Genomic DNA, 23101 nt, shown 5'->3' on the forward strand with positions numbered 1-23101 from the left:
ATTATTCAACATTACATCTATGAATAAAAGATTTTTATCTTTAATGATTTTTTCATTCGCCATTACCGGAGTTTCTGCTCAAAAAATTGAATGGAAATATTCTACACCGAATAACTACTGGGAAACAGAAAAAAACATAAAATGGTCGGATACTCCGGAAAATTCGAGTGAGATAATACCAATTTCAGAGAATAAGGCTCAATATATCGATGGTCTGGGCGGTACTTTCAACGAACTCGGATGGGACGCTTTATGTACTTTGCCCGAAGAAAAAAAGAATGAAATTCTTTATAATCTGTTCAGCCCGAAGGAATCCAACTATACCTATTGTAGAATGCCTATCGGAGCCAGTGATTTCGCCATGAATTTCTATTCTCTGAACGACGTTGTCGATGATTTCGATATGATCAATTTCAGTATCGATAGAGACCGGCACATATTGATGCGCTATATCAAAGAAGCTCAGAAAATTCATCCCGGCCTGAAAATCTGGGCATCGCCTTGGTGTCCGCCGGCTTGGATGAAAACCAATAACCATTATGCCAGCAACTACGATAATGGGACTGTTAACCGAAACGGTCTGCCTCGAGAAAAAGTTTTGGAATTGCCGACTACCGGATTCAAGATGCAACCGGGATATTTAGATGCCTACGCCCTCTATTTCACTAAATTCGTTCAAGCTTACGAGAAAGAAGGTATCAAAATCGAGGCTGTAAATATTCAGAACGAGCCTTGTTCAAATCATAAATTTCCCAGTTGCAATTGGCGATCAGAAGACTTAGCTTATTTTATCGGTAAATTCTTAGGACCGAAATTCGAAAAAGAAAACATTCAGACCGAAATATTCTTCGGAACAATCAACAGGGATAATCCCCAATATACCAAAACCGCACTCGATGATCCCGCCGCATCGAAATATATCAAAGGGGTCGGATTCCAATGGGACGGTAAAGGGGCAATACCTACTATACACAAAGAATATCCTCACCTTAAAATGATGCATACCGAAGCCGAATGCGGTAACGGTTCGAACGATTGGGGTGCGGCCGAGCATACATGGTGGCAAATCAGCCATTATATGAGAAACGGAGCTCGGGTATTTACCTACTGGAACATGATTCTCGACCAAAACGGTATAAGTCCTTGGGGATGGAAACAAAACTCACTGATTACTATCAATACCGAAAACGGAGATGTCACTTATCATCCCGAATTCTATTTGATGAAACATCTGTGCCATTATATCGTTCCCGGTGCTTACAGGTTACAGACTCCGGACAATCAGGAAAACATTCTCGCTTTTGAAAATCCTGACGGAAAAATAACGGTAATGATCGTAAATCGAGAAAATCAGGAGAAAAATATTTCGCTCTCGCTTAAAGGGAAATATCTAAACCTAAAAGTAAAATCAAAATCATTTAATACAATAAATCTATAATCCCACCTGCTTATGACAAAAAAAATGAAATTAATGCGAAAAGCGCTGTCAGGAGTCGGCCTGTTCATGGCCTTAACTCTTCATGCCCAAAACGAACAACCGTTATACAAGGACATGAATGCTCCTATTCATGACAGAGTCATGGATCTTCTTTCCAGAATGACAGTCGAAGAAAAAGTATCGTTAATGATACACAATGCTCCGGGAATTCCTCGGTTAGAGATAGATAAATATTATCACGGTAATGAGGCACTGCACGGGATCGTACGCCCCGGTAAATTTACCGTATTCCCCCAAGCAATCGGTATGGCAGCCTCATGGAATCCCGAATTGATATACAAAATATCGACCGCCATCTCTGATGAGGCCCGAGGAAAATGGAATGCGTTAGGATTAGGGAAAAAGCAACTGGACGGTTCGAGTGACCTACTCTCGTTCTGGTCGCCTACGGTAAACATGGCCCGCGATCCCCGCTGGGGACGTACCCCCGAAACTTACGGGGAAGACCCTCATTTAACAGGAACTCTCGGATGTGCTTTCGTAAAAGGGCTGCAAGGGAATCATCCCAAATACTTGAAAGCCGTAGCTACTCCCAAACATTTTGCAGCAAACAATGAAGAACATAATAGAGCCTATTGTAATGCCGTAATCTCAGAGCGAGATTTACGGGAATATTATTTACCTTCATTCGAAAAATGTATCGTAGAAGGTAAAGCGCAATCCATTATGACCGCATACAACGCTGTTAACGGCATACCTTGTACGGTAAATACTTATCTGATAAAAAAAGTGCTACGTGAAGATTGGGGATTTCAAGGCTATGTAGTAACGGACTGCAGTGCTCCCGCATGGATGGTAACACAACATAAATATGTAAAAGATTATGAAACGGCGGCCGTATTGATGGCTAAAGCCGGATCGGATATGGAATGTGCAGACAATGTTTATACCCAACCTTTATTGAATGCATATTACAATTACCGGGTAAGTGACGCCGATATCGATTCCATTGCTTATCATCTGCTTCGCGGACGGATGTTGCTCGGTCTATTCGATGATCCGGAAAAAAATCCATACAACAAAATAAGTCCGGAAAAAGTCGGATGTAAAGAACATCAGGAATTAGCTCTTGAAACAGCCCGCCAAAGTCTCGTATTGTTGAAAAACGAAAATAACTTCTTACCGATCAATCCGAAAAAAATCAAGTCGATCGCCGTTGTTGGAATCAATGCCGACCGTTGTGAATTCGGAGATTATAGCGGTACGCCGGTTAACGAGTCTGTAACGGTGCTCGAAGGAATAAAAAGATTAGTAGGCGATCAAGTGAAAGTGGTACATGCTCCTTGGGTATCCAGTGCAACAGGATATGAACCTATTAATAAGAGTTTCTTTCCGGACGGATTGAAAGCCGAATATTTCAACAATAAAAATCTGGAAGGAACTCCGGCTGTCCGCACTGAAGAAGAGCTATATTATGACCCGGTAAACAGACCACCAGATCCGTTTCTTCCGAAAGCTCCGATGTCGGCGAGATGGACGGGAGACCTACTCCCGACCGTCTCAGGTGAATATACGCTTACTCTAAAAACCGACGATGGCTGTCGCTTATATTTGGATGACAAAAAACTGATCGATTCATGGGTAGATCGTCCCGCCACAGACGATAAGGTGTTGGTAAACCTCGAAGCCGGAAAAAGATATAAAATCAAAGTCGAATATTTCGACGGCGGAGGAGACTGTTTCGCACGTCTTTACTGGAAAGCTCCCGACCTCGACAGTCGTGATCGTATCAACCTATTCGGCGAAGCAGGTAAAGCGGCTAAAGAGTGTGACATAACCGTTGCCGTATTGGGGATAGACAAATCTATCGAACGCGAAGGTCAAGACCGTTATACGCTCGAATTACCGGCAGATCAACAAGAGTTTATCCGGGAAATATACAAAATAAATCCCAAAACTGTTGTCGTATTAGTGGCCGGAAGCTCGATTGCCATCAACTGGATAGATGAAAATATTCCTGCAATTATCGATGCCTGGTATCCCGGTGAACAAGGAGGAACGGCCGTTGCCGAAGCCCTATTCGGGAAATATAATCCGGGAGGACGTTTACCATTGACTTTCTATAATTCGATGGATGAATTGCCTCCTTTCGATGATTACGCCGTTAAGAAAGGCCGTACATACCAATACTTTACCGGCAAACCGTTATACGAATTCGGATATGGACTCAGCTATACCAAATTCAATTACAGAAAACTGAATATCGCATCAAAACAGGATACGATCAACATACAGTTCTCAATCTCGAATACAGGTAAATACGACGGAGACGAAGTCGCCCAAGTATATGTGCAATATCCCGAGACCGGAACATACATGCCGATCAAGCAACTGAAAGGATTCAAGCGGGTTCACATCAAAAAAGGACAGACCCAAAATGTATCTATTTCAATCCCGAAAAAAGAGCTTCGCTATTGGGATGAAAAAACGAGAAAGTTTGTAACGCCTTCAGGTAATTACATTTTCCAAGTAGGTAGTTCTTCACAAAGAATCAATCTTCAAAAAACTTTTGCTTTATAAAAGCAGATTTTCAGGAAGTTGTGCAAAATAGCGCAACTTCCTGAAATAAAACAAAATAAAGAATAACGTAATTCAAATTAAAATGTAATTACAATGAAAAAAAGATTATTGTTTATTTCGTTGCTGGCTGTAGCGATCGCAGGAATATCCGCTTCTTCAGTCTCCGGTGCAAATGCTAAAAAGAAGAAAAAAAGTACTCCGGTAACCTTAGGTCCTAATCCTTTTATCACACACATGTTCACAGCAGACCCGTCGGCTCATGTATGGAAAGACGGACGCTTATACGTTTATCCCTCCCACGACATAGATCCTCCTCGCGGATGTGATTTGATGGACCGTTACCATGTCTTTTCTACCGATGATATGGTAAACTGGAAAGATCACGGAGAGATTTTAAACTCGAGCCAAGTGCCTTGGGGACGTCCCGAAGGCGGTTTTATGTGGGCTCCCGACTGTGCGTATAAAGACGGTACATATTACTTTTATTTCCCTCATCCGAGCAGTTCTGACGTACATTGTTCATGGAAAGTCGGAATCGCAACAAGCAAGCATCCGGCAAAAGATTTTAAAGTACAAGGATATATCAAAGGCATTGACGATGCTTGCGGAATGATCGATCCCTGCGTATTTATCGATGATGACGGACAGGCTTATCTTTATCATGGCGGTTGTGGCAGAATCATCGGCGCCAAAATGAAAGACAATATGATGGAACTGGCGGAAAAACCCCGAAGTATGGAAGGACTGAAAGATTTTCATGAAGGAGCTTGGGTACATAAAAGAAACGGAATTTATTATCTGATGTATTCCGACAATGTCCCCCATCCCGAAGGTAACCGATTGGTTTATGCTACCAGTACAAATCCATTAGGGCCATGGACCTACCAAGGTGTGATTCTGGAAGCAACAGGTTCGGGAACAAGTCATGGTTCTATCGTAGAATACAAAGGCGAATGGTTTCTCTTTTATCACAACAGCGACCTTTCCGGTGGAAAACCGGAATTACGTTCCATTTGTGTAGACAAACTGTATTACAATCCCGATGGAACTATTCAATTAGTAAAACAAACCAAAGGGACTCCTAAAAAATAATAGGATTCAATACGAATAAAATAACAAAAATTACACTCACTATCATCTTCAGATACCGGATATAACCTCTATTTAGGAAAGTATCCGGTATTTTCTCTAAATAAAGATAAAACATATGACCCAAAAGTTATTTCTTTCTCTTTTTTCAATCTTTCTCTTTTTAAATGGATACGCTAAGAATCGAGAAATCATGCCTCTCGATAAAGAATGGTTATTTCAAAAAAAAGATATAACCGAGCCCATCCAAATCTATACATCATGGGATACCGTAAATATTCCTCACGATTGGGCTATAAACGGACCTTTCGATCTAAATCAAGACATGCAATTCGTGCAAGTCATTGAAGATGGTGATAAAGAAGCAAAACTCCGCACCGGAAGAACGGGAGCATTACCCGCCACCGGAATGGGACAATATCGGAAAGAATTATTTTTACCTGTAGAAAAATCTACACAAAGAGTATATATCGAATTCGATGGAGTAATGAGCAATGCAAAAATTTATCTAAATGGAGAGTATATAGGAGAGCGTCCTTATGGATATTCTTCGTTCTCATTCGACCTAACTGATCATTTTAAATTCGGTAAAAAAAACATTTTGGATGTGACAGTAGAAAACAAACCTGAAATGTCCCGATTTTATACCGGAGCAGGTATCTATCGTCCTGTCAGATTAATATGCACTTCTCCTATACATGTAGCCCATTGGGGAACATTCATTTGCACACCCGAGATCTCTACAAAGAAAGGATCGGTATCAATAAAAACCAACATAAATGCATTCACTGAAAAAAAAGGAAAAATAAAACTGATTACAGAGATATATGACCCTTCAGGTAAATGCGTATCTTCTGTAAGCTCATCAAAAGATATAATGTCCACTCTTCTATTCGAGCAAAACTGCACAGTAAAAAAACCCGCGCTATGGGATACAGAACATCCACATCTATATACAGCGGTATCTAAAGTATATTTTAACGGTGAACAAACAGATATATATAAAACGACATTCGGATTTCGTACAATAAAATTTGATAAAGACAAAGGGTTTTTCCTCAATGAAAAAGCGACAAAAATAAAAGGAGTATGCCTGCATCATGATTTAGGACCATTAGGAGCAGCCGTAAATCTCAGAGCGACCGAACGCCAATTGGAGATAATGAAAGAAATGGGTTGTAACGCTATACGTACCAGCCACAATCCTCCATCTATTGAACTTCTTGAATTATGCGATAAAATGGGACTTATGGTACAGGTAGAAGCTTTTGACGAGTGGAAAAACGGAAAATGCGTAAACGGATATAATACTCTGTTCGATAAATGGGCGGAAAAGGACCTGACCGACCTGATTCGTCGCGACAGAAATCACCCATGTGTCATTATGTGGAGTATCGGTAATGAATTACGCGAACAAGATCAAAAAGAAGGCGGTCAGATAGCGCGTTTTCTCTCAGATATAGTACACCGGGAAGACCCCACCCGTCCCTCTACGGCAGGCTATAATAACCATATCGGTGCTATTATAAACGGTCTTGCAGATGCTGTCGATCTTGTCGGATTCAATTACAAACATTACGACTATCAAACCCAACATGAGAATCATCCTGAATATATTTTATACGGAAGTGAAACCAGCTCGGCTGTAAGTTCACGCGGAGTCTACAAATTCCCGGTAAAAGACAACTGGACTCCTTGGTATAATGACTATCAAATATCAAGTTATGATATGGATTATGTCCCTTGGGGTAGTGCTCCTGATACAGAATTCGAAAAACAGGATGACAACGAATTTCTTTTAGGTGAATTCGTATGGACAGGTTTCGATTATCTGGGAGAACCTTCTCCATACGGCGAAGGTGCGCCATCCCGCAGCTCTTATTTCGGGATAGTAGATCTGGCAGGGTTAAAAAAAGACAGATATTATTTATACCAAAGCCAATGGAGCAACAAACCGGTTTTACATGTTATGCCTCATTGGACATGGCCTGACCGCTTAGGACAAGAAGTTCCTATTCAATGCTACACAAACTATCCTGAGGTAGAGCTATTTGTCAATGGGAAAAGTATGGGAACAAAAAGGAAAGATAAAAGCCAAAAATTTCTACGTTATCGAATGAGATGGGACAATATCATCTATCAGCCCGGAGAAATAAAAATCATTGCAAAAAATGAAAAAGGTGAACCATGTGAAGAACGCATCATAAAAACAGCAGGAAATCCTGATAAAATATATCTAAAAGCCGATCGCGACACTTTATTAGCCAATGGAAAAGATTTATCTTTTATAACCGTAGAAATACAAGATAAAGAGGGTAACTTATGTCCACGTGATGCATCTTTACTTTTTGTAAAAGTAAACGGTAACGGAAAATTAAAAGCTCTATGCAACGGAGATGCAACCGATCTTATTCCCTTTACATCAAATTACATGCGAGTCTTTAATGGAAAAATGGTTATTATTGTCGAATCTAAAGATAAAACCGGAGAGATCAATATCGAAGTTTCCGGTGAAAGATTAAAAACTTCTTTCTATAAGTTAACATGTCAACAATAAGAACTTCTTAAAATAAACAAAAGAGGGTGTATCAAAATTGAGAAGATTTGATACATCCTCTTTTTCCCTTTGTTAAGTCTTAAAATTTATTAGGCAGCCATATTTAAAGAGTATCTCTTAAATCTTTGATTTTTCGCATATAGAATTATGGGAATAGCCATAAATTGGTTTTGTTTTGGACAATATCCTCCCTTGATGGCTTTTTTTGCCATTATTGAGCACATTTTCTTTAGATTGAAGGCAATGGCAAAGAAGGCAAGGTCCATTTCAACCTTGTCTATTCCAAAATGCCGGAAGCGTTTATATGCCATGTCGTATTTCATCTGTCCGAAGACGGCTTCCGGCTCTATGCACCGCCGTCCCCGGTATCTGATCCCTTCTTCTGATGTGAGCCTCTCCCCGGCTTTCCTCCGATATTCGTTCAGCCGGTGATTGACTTCGATAATCCTGTTCCCCTTAGCCTTGAAACAACTTCCATGAAGCGGGCATCCTTCACATCGGCGGGCCTTGTAGCGTGCGCTTTCAGTGACATATCCGCTTTCCGTCCTTGACCGTGCCGTACCGATACGTTTCATGTGTTGTCCCATCGGACAGACGTAATAGTCACCTTCGGCATTGTAGTATAAAGATTGCGGACTGAACGGGTTGGGCTCATAGTGCATCCGCTGTTCGCGGTGGAACCAATTGTATTTCACATAGGCGGCAATGCCGGCTTCATCCATGAACCGGTAGTTCTCTTCCGAACCGTAGCCGGAATCGGCAACCGCCTTGCCCGGCAGTTTATGGTAACGTTCGGCAAACGAGTTGAAGAACGGGATCATGGTCAATGTATCCCCGGGGGATTGAAACAGGCCGAAGTCAAGAATGAACTGATTCTCCGTTCCTATCTGAAGGTTATAACCCGGTCTGGTCTGCCCGCTGTTCATCGCATCCTCTTTCATGCGCATGAACGTGGCGTCAGGATCGGTTTTGGAACAGGAGTTGCGCTCGCCAAGGATGCGCAGCTTTTCGTCATATCCTTCAAGTTTGCTGGCATGTTCCTTGAGTTGCCTTATCTGTCTCTCTTTTTCTTTCCGATGACGCTTTTCCTGCTTTGTTGCCGCTTCAGGTTCTTTCCCAAAAGACCGGTTGAGTTCATCGGCAATATCCATGAGGTCTGCCGGTGTGAAATCCTGTCCGTTTTCCTCCCGGGCGTTGTCCTGTGCTATGGCTTCATCTATCTGTTCGAGAAGAGCCTTGATCTTCTCCATCAGCTTGGCACGGTTACTCTCGGTAGTCTTGCGCCATACAAAAGTATATTTGTTGGCCTTCGATTCGATTTTTGTACCGTCAATATATTCCACGTCAAGAGTGATGAATCCTTTTTCCGCCAGTATTATCACCAACTGTGTGAATACATGGTTGATTTCCTCTTTCACACGGTTGCGGAAGCGGTTGATGGTGTTGAAGTCCGGCTGTTCATAACCCGCCAGCCAGATAAAATGGATGTCACGCTTAAGGGCGGACTCTATCTTACGGCAGGAATAAAGGTTGTTCATGTAGCCATAAATCACGGCCTTGAGCATCATCTTCGGATGGTATGGACTGCGACCGCGCTCTTTATAAAGTTTGCGGAAGTTTTCCAGCTTGAGGTTATCAATTACCGCGTCAACCACGCGCACAGGGTCATTGTCCGCAATGTCCTTGTCAAGACGCTGGGGAAAAAGAATCGTTTATTTGGGATTGTAATCCCGAAAGTGTATCTTTGCTGACATATATATGATTGTATGTCATAAAGATACAAAATTTTTATGATAGGGCAAAGCCTTGGCTTGGGAAAGTCGGGGCTTTGTTTCATTATATGCATTCTTTACCGATGGATATGAAAAGAGGATGTATCGGAATTTTAATACACCCTCTATTATTCTGATTATATTCCAAATCAACCTTCAAAAAAATAAATATTATTTTTCCGATACTTTCTTAAGGATCATCACCAAATGATTCCAGAACTTTTCAACAGCAGGAATATGCATTTTTTCATCCGGAGAATGAACGCCTCGCAATGTAGGCCCAAAAGAAATCATGTCTAAATGCGGATATTTCGTTAAGAAAAGACCACACTCCAAGCCTGCATGAATCGCCTTTACCTCTGGAGTTACATGATATAATTCTTCATAAGCAGCCACCGCAATATTCAATATCTCAGATTTAAGATTTGGTTTCCAGCCGGGATAACCTTCCCCATGAGTAGCCACTGCTCCTGCCAATGTAAACACGCTTTCTACACGGCAAGCGATTTCTTGCTTCAAAGATTCTACCGAACTGCGCTGGCTGGTAGCAACAACGATCTGATCCTCTCCTACCATTTTCACAGAAGCTAAATTGGTCGAAGTCTCGACAAGTCCGGGAATATCACGACTCATAGATATTACACCATGAGGACAAGCATTCAAAGCATTTATCAAAGCAAAAGTCGTTTGACGGTCGATACAACGATCCTGATGCTCTTCCGACTCCATCGTAATTTTCATATTCGGTTCTACAGCAGACAATTCTTCTTCGATAATCGAGTGGAAAAGATTCAAATCTACCCGAATTTTTTCTTTTTCATTTTTAGGAACACCAATAATAGCCGATGCTTCACGAGGAATTGCATTCCGCAAATTCCCACCTTCGATATGACATAGAACCATATCATATTTCTTAGAACATCTGCATAAGAAACGGGCTAAAATTTTATTGGCATTACCCAATCCTTTATTGATATCACTACCCGAATGACCGCCTTGCAAGTTAGAAATACTTACCCGAAAATAGAAATAATCGGCAGGAGTCATCGTGGGTTTATAGGTAAATGTCGAAGTAGTATCTATCCCTCCGGCACAGCCTATGAAAATTTCCGCTTCATCTTCAGAATCGAGATTAAGCAAATAGTCTCCCGAAATAAAACCTTCTTTCATTCCAAAAGCCCCTGTTAATCCGGTTTCCTCATCTACGGTAAACAGTGCTTCCAAAGGACCATGCTGCAAATTATCCGAAGCTAATACGGCCAACGATGCTGCCATTCCTATTCCGTTATCTGCCCCTAAAGTCGTACCTCTGGCACGTACCCACTCTCCGTCGATATATGTTTCTATCGGATCATTTTCAAAATCGTGAATAACATCTGAATTTTTCTCGCATACCATATCCATATGCGACTGTAAAATTACTCCAGGAGACGATTCAAATCCTTGAGTCGCAGCTTTAGATATAACAATATTTCCCGTTACGTCTTCTTTTGCATCCAAGTGATGCTCCCGTGCAAAATCCAACAAAAAAGCACGTATCTTTCCTTCTTTCTTCGAAGGTCTGGGCACTTTTGTTATCTCATCAAAATAGTGCCAGATCAACTCCGGCTTTAAATCCTTTACATCCATAGTTTTCTTTATAAAATGTTATAATCTTGAAATTATTTTTAAATCACTCTAAAAAATATACCGCATCATCCTGATACACTGTTCTCTTTCCGCCTATTTATGTCCCGTTTTTTCCTTGACCACATACCGGAAATAATGTTAAAAATATCTGTTTATCCGATATAATAGCCAAAATACGAGCGAGAATCCTGTTAAATCAGAGTTTCTTCTTATATTTGCAATACAAATATAATCAAAATGTGGAATACGATACTTCTTACTATGGCGATTGTTGCTTTGGCATTTATTCTTTTAGGAATAAAGGTAATATTCGTTAAAGGCGGCAAATTTCCGAACACACATATCGGAGCAAACAAGGAGATGAAAAAAAGAGGTATTTCATGCGCATTATCAACCGACTCTGTCGATCGTAGCAGGAAGCAATTGGCAGACTTATTAAAAGAAAAGTAAAACATAAGTTAGTAATAAAATTCAAAGTTATGAAGATTAGCAGACCCTTTATTCATTCTGTTTTAGCATTCGCTATTGTTATGTTGTTTGTTCAGTGTAACAAAAAAAATAATACGACTGAAAAATCAGCTAAAACACCTGCTGCCCAAACCACCTCTATTTCAGGCAAATTACCTATCGCATACGTTAATATAGATTCGCTATTACAAAAATATAACTATGCAAAAGATTTAAATGAATCGTTATTACGTCGTGCTGAAAATTCACGCGCCAATGTTAACGAGAAAGGCCGCCAATTAGAAAAAGAAATGGCCGAATTCCAGAGAAAATATCAGAATAACGCATTTCTTTCTCAAGAACGCCTGCAACAGGAACAACAACGGTTAATGAAAAAACAACAAGAATTGCAAGAATATATTCAGCGTCTCGAAGATGAAAATATGCGCGAACAGCAAAAAATGCTGAGCCAAATGAATGACTCCATCATCAACTTTATTCACGAATACAATAAAGACAAAAAATACGAGGCCATTCTTAACAATGCCAGTACGCTTTATATAGATCCGTCTTATGATATCACAAACGAAATAGTAGATCTGTTAAATAAACGATACGTAAAAAAATAAGAATAGATTTTTTATAAAAAGAACGCGGTACAAAATATGTATCGCGTTTTTATTATTCCTATTATTCCCTCATGTAAATTCCGGAAACAAACCTGCCCGATTTTAAACCCGAAGCTCTTGCCGAATAAAACAAATCATTATGAATTTTGGTACATAAACCGGCAATTTCAATATGTTTTTCCACTACACCGGCACTACACAAGTCGGTATGGTTAGCTTTCCATAAATCGATATGATATTTTCCCGTAACAGGATGCCGAGCACTTAACTCATCTATATTGGAATATGAGCTTCTAAATGCTTCATATACTTCATCTCCGACCTCGAACTGTTCATATCCTATCGACGGACCTACTGCCGCATAAATATCGGCAGACAAAGAACCGAAATGGAGAAACATACTCCTGATTGTTACAGAAACAATATGCTGCACAGTTCCTCTCCACCCGGCGTGTATTGCAGCAATACACTTCTTAACAGGATCATATAACAATACCGGAACACAATCGGCAGTAGTCACACCGATACAAACTTCAGGTATATTCGTAATTAAAGCATCCGCTTGAGAAACGGCTTCTTTTTGCTCATCAGAAGACATCTTCAAGAAGTGTTCATCGACAATTGCAATTCCATTGCCATGCACCTGACGAGGAAGAATAAAATGTCCCGGAGCAATACCGAGCGTCTCTCTAAGCATATTTCTGCGTTCCAATACACGGGACACAGCTTCTCCGGAGTGTACTCCTAAATTAAAAGATGAGTAAGTATCCCCTTCAATAACGCCATTACGAGTCGTAACAAAATTAAAAATGTCATCAAACGAATTTAACAATTCGAAAGACAACATTTCTATATCTCCTATTTTTATCGATTTCATTCGTCCCAATCATATTCCTCATAAGACTCTTCTTCCTCATCGTCATCATCACCGGCCAGCAACAGTTCATCTTCCTCTTTCACACGATGACTGAGATCCAGATTACGATGAGTCAACGAAGCGACCTTATTATCCTCCTTATTCAGTTCCTCCCACAAAATATCCTTTAATTCGGTAATTCCCTGTCCTGTCACCGAAGATATAAATACATAAGGAATACTCGGAAGATCGGCTTTCAATGCCTCCGTAAGTTCTTCATCCAACATATCCGACTTAGTAATAGCCAACACCCGATGTTTATCTAATAGTTCAGGATTGAAATTCGCTATTTCATTCAATAATATTTCATATTCTTCCCGAATATCTTTCGAGTCTGCCGGAATCATAAATAACAATAAAGCATTTCGTTCTATATGCCGAAGAAAGCGTAAACCTAACCCTTTCCCTTCACTCGCACCTTCTATAATACCCGGAATGTCGGCCATTACGAAAGAACGGTTATCTCTGTACGAAACAATCCCCAAATTAGGTTCTAATGTTGTAAAAGGATAATCTGCAATCTTAGGTTTCGCTGCAGAGACTACCGATAAGAGTGTAGATTTTCCCGCATTAGGAAAACCGACCAACCCGACATCCGCCAACAATTTCAATTCCATTATGACAGCCTTTTCTATTGCCGGCTCTCCGGGCTGCGCATAACGGGGTGTTTGATTCGTTGCCGAACGGAAATGCCAATTTCCCAATCCTCCACGACCTCCTTTCAGTAAGACAACCTCTTCTCCGTGTTCTGTTACCTCGCAAAGAAACTCTCCTGTCTCGGCATCGAACACAACCGTACCACACGGTACTTCTATGATCTGGTCTTCTCCATCCTTTCCGAAACTACGGCTTGCGCCACCCGAACCACCATGACCGGCATACACATGCCGCGAATATTTGAGATGCAGAAGAGTCCAATAATTCCTGTTGGCCCTTAATATTACATGACCGCCTCTACCTCCATCTCCCCCGTCAGGACCACCTTTGGTAATAAACTTCTCACGATGCAAGTGTGCAGAGCCTGCCCCACCCTTACCGGAGCGACAATATATCTTGACATAATCAACAAAATTAGATTCGGCCATAAATTTTTTATTTTACGATTTTTATTTATAAATCAATCTTTTAAAGTGCAAAGATAATGCTTTTTCGACCGTTTATTCAAAACAGACAAAAAAAGAGGCTGCAACTCATCGCAATACGCTCTGAATACAGCCTCTCTAAAATTTTCGCTTATTATAGGTTATCTATCTCTTTTTCAATAGCTGCAAAGATAGATTCGATAGTTCCCATTCCGTGAATAGCTTTATATTTCTTTTCATTTATATAATAATCTTTCAACGGAGTAGTTTGATTGTGATATACGTCCAAACGGCTCTTTATTGTTTCGAGGTTATCGTCCGAACGACCGGATACCTGACCACGTTTAATCAAACGGTCTATCAATTCCTCCTCTTCAACCTCAAGGCCTATGACAGCAGAAACCTCTGCTCCCCGTTCTTTCAACATGGCTTTCAAAGCTTCGGCTTGAGGAATCGTACGAGGGAATCCGTCAAAAATAACACCGTTTTTCGTTTCTTCATTCGAATCCAGCACTTTCGCTAACATATCGATAATGAGTTCATCCGGAACTAATTGTCCTTTGGAAATGTAACCTTCTGCTATTTTCCCCAATTCCGTACCGTTTTTCATTTCAGCTCTCAAAACATCACCCGTAGAGATGTGAAACAAGCCGTACTTTTTAATAATCATATCGCTCTGAGTTCCTTTTCCTGATCCCGGAGCTCCAAAAATTACAATATTCAACATACTTATATCGGTTTATTTGTGCACTTTATTGTCACCTTTTCACCGTATTAAAATTTTAAGGTCAAAGATTATTAATCCGCAATCACATAAATATCTTTCAAATTACGCCCCTGTTCGTCATAATCCAATCCATAACCCACGATAAAATCATTAGGTATCTCAAGAGCCGCATAGTCAACATGTACATCGCATTTCAACGCTTTCGGTTTAAAAAGCAGAGTCGCGATTTTCACCTGTTTCGGTTCTCTTTCTTTTAGCTGATTAATAATCCGCTGCATCGTGAAACCAGTATCGATAATATCCTCAACGACTATCACCGTACGGTCTTTAATATCTTCATCCAATCCATGAATAATTTTTACGACACCAGTCGACTGCGTACCAGAATAAGATTTCATGCGCATAAATGTGATTTCGCTTTCGATCGTTATTTCTCGTAAAAGATCCGCCGCAAAGACAAATGCACCGTTCAAAACGCAGATAAACAGAGGATTTTCTCCGGCTAATTCGTTATTGATACGAGCAGCTATCTTTTCTATAGCAGCTTTAATTTCCTCTCGCCGAATATAAGGCCTGAATGTTTTGTCTTTAATCTGAATAGTGTCCATCGAATCTTGGATATGTAATGAATTTATAGTCGGCAAAGGTATAACAAATATACCTATTGTAAAAAATAACCGACTATTTTTCTCTTCAGACAAATGAATTTTTAAACTATTTCACCCCGTGCATTTTCCCGGTAAGCCATTTGCTGACTGCCAACAAAAATAACCCAAGTAAAATCGATGTAACCGCAATCACAGCGAAAATACTCATTGCTCCCAACGATACGAAAAACGAAGCGATAAAGCCGGCTGTGATATTCGCAAAGAAACTGCTCAACATCCAGACACCCATCATCAGAGACGCCAGTCTGACCGGAGATAATTTCGATACCATAGAAAGACCTATCGGGGACAAACAAAGCTCTCCCATCGTATGCATCAGATAAGTACCCAAAAGCCACAATAAATTAGCTTTTACAAGAACCGAAGCATCGTCTCCGCCACGTTGCCATACAGCCCCGAGCATCAAAACGAATCCTAATCCCAACAAAATCATCCCCATAGCCATTTTTATCGGTATAGAAGGATTCTTTCCTCTCTTAGAAAGAAATCCCCAAAACATAGAGAATAGAGGAGCTAACAGAATAATGAAAACAGGATTTACCGACTGAAACCATTCTGTCGGAATAACAAATCCTAAAACATTCCGATCAATGTATTTGTCGGTATAAAGGGTGAGCGAACTACCAGCCTGTTCAAATCCGGCCCAAAAGAAAATGCAAAAAGCTACAAGAATAAATATAACCATTGTTCTATCCTTTTCCTCTTTGGTCAACGGCTCTTTTTCCACATTCCCGTCTTCATCCTTTTTTAACGCCGGTTCTTTACAAAGATCGCCGAGAAAACGGTTCGACAAGAAATTATAACATATCTGTCCCAACATCATTCCGAGTCCGGCAGCAACAAACCCCCAACGATACCCGTAAGTAATAGCCAAATAACCCGTAATCAAGGGTGCTATAAGCGCCCCGACATTAACCCCCATATAAAAAATCGTATAGGCAGAATCTTTTCTCGGATCATCAGGTTTATACAAGTCTCCGACGATGACCGCAATATTCGGCTTAAAAAAGCCGTTTCCAATAATCAGCAAAAATAACCCCAACGACAGGAATACAGGATCGGCTTTCGCGGCCAAACAGAATTGCCCGATCATCATCGTAATACCTCCGATCGTTATCGATTTTCGTTGTCCTAAATAATTATCGGCAAGCCAGCCTCCTATCAACGGAGTGAAATAAACAAATCCTGTAAAAAAGCCATAAATAAGACTCGCATGCCTGGCATCGAAACCCAAGCCTCCCTCCATTGCCGTCTTGGTCAAATACAAAATAAGCATGGCCCTCATGCCATAATAACTAAAACGCTCCCACATCTCCGTAAAGAACAGAAGGTACAGACCTTTTGGATGTCTCGTTATACTCGTACTCATAAAAAATAGCTATCTTTGTTGATATTTGAGTGGCGAAATTAGACAAAAGTTCTATATTTATCCAATTTTAAACGATTTATTTTGTAATTATCTTTTTTACATTGCAAAATTCAATACAAAATGAAAATATTCTTTACAAACGAAACAAAGAAACTCGATCGGTTTACTATTGAAAATGAGCCGATCAAGTCTATTGATTTAATGGAACGGGCTGCATCATCCGTTACATTCGAAATCATATCCCGATGGAAACGCAACACACCGGTTGTCGTTTTTGCAGGTCCTGGAAATAACGGAGGTGATGCTCTTGCAGTTTCCCGAATGCTGATAGAAGAAGGCTATACACTGGACATATATTTATTTAATCCGCTTCAAAAATTATCACAAGACTGTCTCAAAAACAGAGACCGGCTGCAAACAATAGAAGGGCTGAAATTTTCAAAATCGGTAAAACCATCCGATTCGACAAACACATTCCCTCACAACGGCTCACACTTCACGGAGATTACAAACGAATTTATCCCTCCGACACTGACTAAAGGAACACTTGTTATAGACGGATTATTCGGATCTGGATTGAGCAAACCTCTTTCCGGAGGATTCGGGTCTGTCGTACAATATATCAATTCTTCCGATGCAACTGTCGTGTCTATTGATCTGCCATCAGGACTTTTCGGGGAAAACAATACAGAGAACATTCCCCGAAATATCGTTCAAGCAGATCTTACGATCACATTTCAATATCCCAAATTAGCGTTCATGTTTGCCGAAAACGAACAATTTACCGGAGAATGGAAAATTGTCGATATCGGTATTCACCCTGATATTATCGAACAGACCGAAACTAAATATTATTATATCGAACCGGATGAAGCTGCTCGTATGATAATGAAGCGAAGCCGCTTTGTAAGCAAACATAATGTAGGACATACCCTATTAATTGCCGGAAGCAAAGGAATGATGGGAGCAGCAGTACTGGCAGCAAAGGCCGCACTACACACAGGAGCAGGACTGGTATCGGTTTTGTCGGCTGCTTGTGGAGAAAAAATTCTCCAAACAAGCGTACCTGAAGCGTTATTCATTGCAGATGAACAAGATTCTCATATTTCCGATATAGTTTTAAACAGATCTTATTCTGCAATTGCCGTCGGTCCTGGCTTAGGTCGCCACGAAGAAACCGCCCGGGCATTCTACAAATTGCTCGGACAAATAAAACGTCCGATAGTATTGGATGCTGATGCACTCAACCTATTGGCTGGACATACGGAACTGATTGAAAATCTTCCGAAAAACACTATTCTAACCCCTCATCACTTGGAATTCGACCGATTATTCGGGAAAAATGACACTTCTTACGAGCGACTGAACAAAGCACGGGAAATGGCTATTCGTTACCACATAATCATTGTCCTAAAGGGTGCTAATACCGCTATCATCACACCTAAAGGCGATGTACTCTTCAACAGTTCGGGAAATGCCGGAATGGCTACTGCCGGGAGCGGAGATACTCTGACCGGGATGATCACAGGATTATTGGCTCAAGGTTACCACCCGATACCGGCTGCAATCTTAGGCGTTTTTCTTCACGGAATGGCGGGAGATCTGGCAGCAGAGAAAGATTCTCAAGAATATATAACTGCGAGAGATATCATTTCTCAAATAGGACAAGCCTACAAAAAACTGCACAATTACAGAGTTTAATCTGATAATCAGTATTTTCATTCACAAATTAATTTTATATTTGCATGTGGGTAAAATTCGCATAATGAATAAAAAAATGACTAATATGAAAAAAGGAATCATATCTCTCTGTTTACTCTGCACTATAAGTGCCTTTGCCCAGGAAACAACAAAACTGACGGCCGGAAAGCATAATGAATACGGACTGATTTACTCATTGCCAAAGACGGTTTTCGATATAGAGGTCGTAGCTACCCAAACAATCGTAAAAGCCGGCCCATATTATAAATATGCAGAAAAATATCTGGGTGTACCGGTCAGTATCACCGAGGACAAATCTTCATGGAAATTAGATAAAGCAACGATCAGCAGCTATGGAATAGCGGACAAGGATCAACAATATTTAGTTCAATTCAAATCGGGAAGCACGCCCTATATGTTTCTAAATAAAGACGGTTTACTATTATCGGTAAATACCGATCCTCTGCCCGATAACGCAATATCAAACACTCAAGGGAAAAAGAAAACAGCATCTCCATTAGAGAATAATGAATATGCTTCTGTTCTTACCGAAGAAATGCTGATTTCGGGTTCTACAGCCAAAATGGCAGAGGTAGCAGCCAAACAGATTTACCGGATACGAGAAAGCCGGATGGATCTCTCGACGGGTGACTCCGACCAAAAACCGGCAGACGGAGAAGCATTAAAACTTATGTTACAACAATTAGACGAGCAAGAAAGAAACCTCACGGCTTTGTTCATGGGAACGACTCAAACGCAAACTATCGTAAAACATTTCACTTGGATTCCACAAGGAGAAACCGCCAATGAAGTAGTTTTCCGTATTTCAGACATATCAGGAATAGTAGGGAAAACCGATCTTAGCGGAGACCCTATTTACATAAATCTCAAGATTACCGAAAAAGGAGAACTCCCGGTAGATGCAAAAGGGAAAGTCAAAGAAATGCCGAAAGGAGCTTTAGCTTATAACATTCCCGGAAAGGCCAAAGCCTCTTTAACGTACAATGGGAAAAATATTTTCTACGGAGAATTTCAAGTTGCCCAATTCGGTGTCGTTTTCGGATTAGCTCCTAACATGTTCGATAACAAAAAAGCTCCGGCTCATGTGACTTTTTATCCTGAAACCGGAGCAATCCGCGAAATAGGACAAACCAGTGACAAATAACTAAAATCAGGACGTATGAAGAATTTATTAATTGTATTGTGTATTCTCCCTGTTATCTTTGGGATCAGTTGTTCCAATACACCGCAAACAGAAAGCACAGGAAATACTGTCTTAGAAAATATATTATCTCGAAAAAGCGTTCGTGATTTTATCGGCAAAAAAGTCGAAAATGAAAAAATAACGATATTATTAAAAGCCGGAATGGCTGCTCCCTCAGGGAGAGATCTTCGGCCTTGGGAACTGATCGTAATACAAAACCGTTCTACTCTCGATTCAATGGCTGCGGAGTTGCCTTATGCAAAAATGCTGAATAAAGCACCAATGGCTATCATCGTATGCGGAGACTCTATTCGCTCTTCTTACTGGTATCTCGATTGTTCGGCAGTTTCAGAAAACATCTTATTAGCAGCAGAATCTCTCGGACTGGGTGCGGTCTGGACTGCCGCTTATCCGTATGAAGACCGCATAAGCACGGTACGGAAATATACAAATATTCCCGAAAATATCATTCCGCTTTGTGTTATACCGGTCGGTTATCCGAATGGGACGCAATCGCCTAAAAATAAATTCGATGAAAAGAAAATCCATTACGAAAAATTCCAATAAATTTTCAAATTAATAAATAGATTATCAAAGCCCATTTATTTACATTTACAGTACCTGAATATGCACTGATTTATATCATGATATTCAGGTACTGTAAATATTAAAAAATACAAATCTTAGAGCCTGACTATTTTTCTCAAGTACTAAAGTTTTACAACTTGCTGCAATCGGATATCTTCAGAAGAAGCTCCTACCATAAAAACATAATTTCCTGACGGAGTAAAAAACTCACCTTTCCTCTCATTCCATATACGCAATTCTTTTTTAGGTACGGTAATAGTAACCGGAAGAGTTTTCCCTTTAGCAATATGTACTCGTTCAAAGCCTTTCAACTGTTTTATAGGGACTTTCACTCCTATTTCAGGGAACTGCACATAAACCTGAGCGACTTCATCCCCATTATACTTTCCGCTATTCTTTATCGTAAATGACAGACGCACATTTTCGGCATCTTGATCGACAGACAACTTACGATAATCAAACTTTGTATAGCTCAATCCGTAACCGAATGCATATAAAGGCTTACCGGTAAAATACATATATGTTCGGTTCTTTTGAACGGCATAATCATCAAAAGGAGGAAGATCGTCCAATGAGCGGTAATAGGTAAGCGGCAAGCGTCCGGCAGGATTATAATCCCCGAACAAAGCTTCGGCAACGGCTGTTCCTCCTTGCTCTCCGGGATACCATGCATTAAGAATCGCAGGGACATGTTCGTCCATCCAATTTACAGCTAAAGAGCTGCCGGCAACCAACACGACTGCCATTTTGGGATTCAACTTATAAGCTTCTTCAATAAAAAGTTCCTGATCTTTAGGCAATTCAATATGGTCACGATCACGACCTTCCCGTTCAATAGATTTATTGATACCCATGACGGCAATCGTCATATCGCATTCCTGAATAGCCTTTTTAGCATCTCCATAAAGATCGAGAAGAGCCTTTTTCTCAAAATCGGGAGTACGCCAATATAATTTAGCCGAAGCTTCTCCAGCATTATCGAAATACTCGGCTACCAAACGATACTTTTTGTCTTTTTCTAATGTCACGACTACGCTATCGGTTGTCAACCCTCTATTTTTCCACGAATCGATCACCATCTTATCGTCTATATACAAACGACATCCGTCATCCGTCGCAAAAGCAAGAGTATACTTTCCTGAAACAGACGGGACTAAATCACCACTCCATCGAATCGATAACGGAGATTCGGGCAGGAACGGGTCAGGAGCTTGATTAGCCGGCTCGAAATTGATATTTTCATCAGTACGCACTTGAGGAGTTCCCTGTAAATGTTTATTATTATAATATTCAGCTTTCAATCCGTTCGGAAAATTCGCTTTAGTGATCATTTCATATCCTGAAGATGAAGATTTCCAAGGAGCATAAACGATTTTTATATCATCTCCTACTCGATTTCGGATTCCGTCCAAAACAGACACCGGAACATTTACCGGTTTCCCGCTGTAATCTCCGAATTCACAATTTCCGGCATTAATCCCGACCACAGCAATAGATTTTATCTTTTTAGGATTTATCGGTAAAAAATTATTTTCATTTTTCAATAATACGAGACTCTGTCGTGCCGCTTCAAGAGCCATATTTTTATGTTTCTCACACCCTACAATCGACGGAGACAAAGCATTGTAAGGATTTTTCGCAGGATCATCAAACAGTCCCAACATCATGCGGGCACGCAATATCCGGTATGCTGCCGTATCTATCTCAGCTTCACTAACCATATATTGCTTATAAGCATTCATCAAAGGTTCAATATACACATTATCTCCGCATTCCAAGTCAAGACCGGCCTTCAACGCCAATGTAGCAGCCGCTTCAGAAGTTTTCACATACTTATGATGAGTAACCAACAGACTCGGAGCTCCGCAATCCGATACGACATAACCGTTAAATCCCCAATCGGTACGCAGTACTTTCTTCAATAACCAAGTATTCAAAGTACAGGGAACATCGTTAATGGCATTATATGCAGTCATAATCGATTGAGCCTTACCGTCGATAATACAACGTTCAAAGGCCGGAAGATAATACTCTCTTAAATCCCGTTCGGATATCTGAGGATTGCATTCAAAACGGTTATGCTCTTCATTATTAGCAGCAAAGTGTTTCGGTGTAGAAACAACTTTTAAATAACGAGGATCATTACCCTGTAACCCTTTTACAAAGGCGACACCCAATTTACCGGAGAGAAAAGGATCTTCCCCGTAAGTTTCGGGAGTGCGTCCCCAACGAGGATCGCGAGCCATATTCACCGTCGGAGACCAGAATGTCAGCAAATCGCTGAAAAGACGTTTCTGATCCTTTCCCCGATTCAACTCATTCCAACGGGCACGCGCCTCATCTGAAATCACGGTAGAAATTTCATACAGGAAATCGGGATTCCACATACTCGCCAATCCTATGGCTTGAGGGAAAACGGTAAAATTACCGGGACGTACTATCCCGTGCAACGCTTCATTACCATGATAATATTTTTCTATTTCCAATCGGGGAATTCCGGGAGAAGTCGCCCGCAATAAAGAAATCTTTTCTTCGATCGTTAAACGAGATAACAAATCCATAATCCGCTCATGTTGCGGAGCATCCATGTCTTTATACACCTCTTTTTGAGCAAAAAGCGTTCCCGAAAAAACTAAAGCGAGAACAACAAATAGCGATTTTGTTTTATGTTTCATGTCGTACTGTGTATATTGTGTTAAGAATTA

The 23101-nt window shown here is 40.6% G+C and carries 17 protein-coding genes; 9 read left to right on the forward strand and 8 right to left on the reverse strand.

The features are described from left to right. Positions 1-19: 19 nt before the first annotated feature. From QUE35_RS06750 to galB, 4 genes are all read left to right on the forward strand, one after another. A complete protein-coding gene (locus QUE35_RS06750) occupies positions 20-1438 on the forward strand; it encodes a glycoside hydrolase family 30 protein (protein WP_286263055.1) in 1419 nt (472 codons plus the stop codon). Positions 1439-1462: 24 nt separating this feature from the next. Further along, positions 1463-4018 carry a glycoside hydrolase family 3 C-terminal domain-containing protein gene (locus QUE35_RS06755; RefSeq protein ID WP_432416279.1) on the forward strand — a complete coding sequence of 852 codons (2556 nt, stop codon included), beginning with the start codon at positions 1463-1465 and terminating at the stop codon, positions 4016-4018. 93 nt (positions 4019-4111) lie between these two features. Beyond that, entirely contained in the window at positions 4112-5110 is a 999-nt protein-coding gene (locus QUE35_RS06760; RefSeq protein WP_022601065.1) for a family 43 glycosylhydrolase, read from the forward strand. A gap of 190 nt (positions 5111-5300) precedes the next feature. Then, complete coding sequence (gene galB, locus QUE35_RS06765) at positions 5301-7664, forward strand: beta-galactosidase GalB (RefSeq protein WP_022601066.1); 2364 nt, start codon at positions 5301-5303, stop codon at positions 7662-7664. An 89-nt stretch (positions 7665-7753) separates the two neighbouring features. Here galB and QUE35_RS06770 read toward each other — a convergent pair whose 3' ends face one another. Further along, a complete protein-coding gene (locus QUE35_RS06770) occupies positions 7754-9373 on the reverse strand; it encodes an IS1182 family transposase (RefSeq protein WP_244925457.1) in 1620 nt (539 codons plus the stop codon). A 234-nt stretch (positions 9374-9607) separates the two neighbouring features. Continuing rightward, positions 9608-11065: an aminoacyl-histidine dipeptidase gene (locus QUE35_RS06775; protein WP_009318603.1), complete on the reverse strand. Its 1458-nt coding sequence runs from the start codon at positions 11063-11065 to the stop codon at positions 9608-9610. Positions 11066-11302: 237 nt separating this feature from the next. Between QUE35_RS06775 and QUE35_RS06780 the strand changes: the two genes are divergently transcribed. Both QUE35_RS06780 and QUE35_RS06785 read left to right on the forward strand, forming a co-directional pair. Next, the gene (locus QUE35_RS06780) at positions 11303-11515 is read left to right on the forward strand and encodes a hypothetical protein (protein ID WP_009318602.1); all 213 of its coding nucleotides are present in this window, start codon (positions 11303-11305) and stop codon (positions 11513-11515) included. Between the two features lie 29 nt (positions 11516-11544). After that, on the forward strand, positions 11545-12141 hold the full coding sequence (locus QUE35_RS06785) for an OmpH/Skp family outer membrane protein (RefSeq protein ID WP_031258547.1): 597 nt from the start codon (positions 11545-11547) through the stop codon (positions 12139-12141). A gap of 61 nt (positions 12142-12202) precedes the next feature. Here QUE35_RS06785 and pgeF read toward each other — a convergent pair whose 3' ends face one another. The 5 genes from pgeF to QUE35_RS06810 form a co-directional block, all read right to left on the reverse strand. Beyond that, positions 12203-13018: a peptidoglycan editing factor PgeF gene (pgeF, locus tag QUE35_RS06790; RefSeq protein WP_022601071.1), complete on the reverse strand. Its 816-nt coding sequence runs from the start codon at positions 13016-13018 to the stop codon at positions 12203-12205. Beyond that, on the reverse strand, positions 13015-14142 hold the full coding sequence (gene obgE, locus QUE35_RS06795) for a GTPase ObgE (RefSeq protein WP_022601073.1): 1128 nt from the start codon (positions 14140-14142) through the stop codon (positions 13015-13017). Before obgE ends, pgeF begins: the two co-directional genes overlap by 4 nt. Positions 14143-14293: 151 nt before the next feature. Next, positions 14294-14866, reverse strand: a complete 573-nt coding sequence (locus QUE35_RS06800; protein WP_009318598.1) for an adenylate kinase — start codon at positions 14864-14866, stop codon at positions 14294-14296. A gap of 71 nt (positions 14867-14937) precedes the next feature. Next, the gene (gene hpt / locus QUE35_RS06805) at positions 14938-15474 is read right to left on the reverse strand and encodes a hypoxanthine phosphoribosyltransferase (RefSeq protein ID WP_022601074.1); all 537 of its coding nucleotides are present in this window, start codon (positions 15472-15474) and stop codon (positions 14938-14940) included. Between the two features lie 106 nt (positions 15475-15580). Continuing rightward, on the reverse strand, positions 15581-16903 hold the full coding sequence (locus QUE35_RS06810; RefSeq protein ID WP_031258549.1) for a peptide MFS transporter: 1323 nt from the start codon (positions 16901-16903) through the stop codon (positions 15581-15583). Positions 16904-17023: 120 nt separating this feature from the next. On the opposite strand from QUE35_RS06810, the gene QUE35_RS06815 reads away from it, so the two are divergent. From QUE35_RS06815 to QUE35_RS06825, 3 genes are all read left to right on the forward strand, one after another. Beyond that, complete coding sequence (locus QUE35_RS06815; RefSeq protein WP_022601077.1) at positions 17024-18604, forward strand: bifunctional ADP-dependent NAD(P)H-hydrate dehydratase/NAD(P)H-hydrate epimerase; 1581 nt, start codon at positions 17024-17026, stop codon at positions 18602-18604. Between the two features lie 85 nt (positions 18605-18689). Then, positions 18690-19769 carry a DUF4831 family protein gene (locus QUE35_RS06820; protein WP_031258551.1) on the forward strand — a complete coding sequence of 360 codons (1080 nt, stop codon included), beginning with the start codon at positions 18690-18692 and terminating at the stop codon, positions 19767-19769. Between the two features lie 15 nt (positions 19770-19784). Continuing rightward, positions 19785-20375 carry a nitroreductase family protein gene (locus QUE35_RS06825; RefSeq protein ID WP_031258553.1) on the forward strand — a complete coding sequence of 197 codons (591 nt, stop codon included), beginning with the start codon at positions 19785-19787 and terminating at the stop codon, positions 20373-20375. 143 nt (positions 20376-20518) lie between these two features. Here the strand turns inward: QUE35_RS06825 and QUE35_RS06830 are convergent, their stop codons facing one another. Beyond that, on the reverse strand, positions 20519-23071 hold the full coding sequence (locus QUE35_RS06830) for a glycoside hydrolase family 3 protein (protein WP_022601080.1): 2553 nt from the start codon (positions 23069-23071) through the stop codon (positions 20519-20521). Between the last annotated feature and the right edge of the window lie 30 nt (positions 23072-23101).

The sequence above is a fragment of the Coprobacter fastidiosus genome (assembly GCF_030296935.1).
Lineage (GTDB): Bacteria > Bacteroidota > Bacteroidia > Bacteroidales > Coprobacteraceae > Coprobacter > Coprobacter fastidiosus.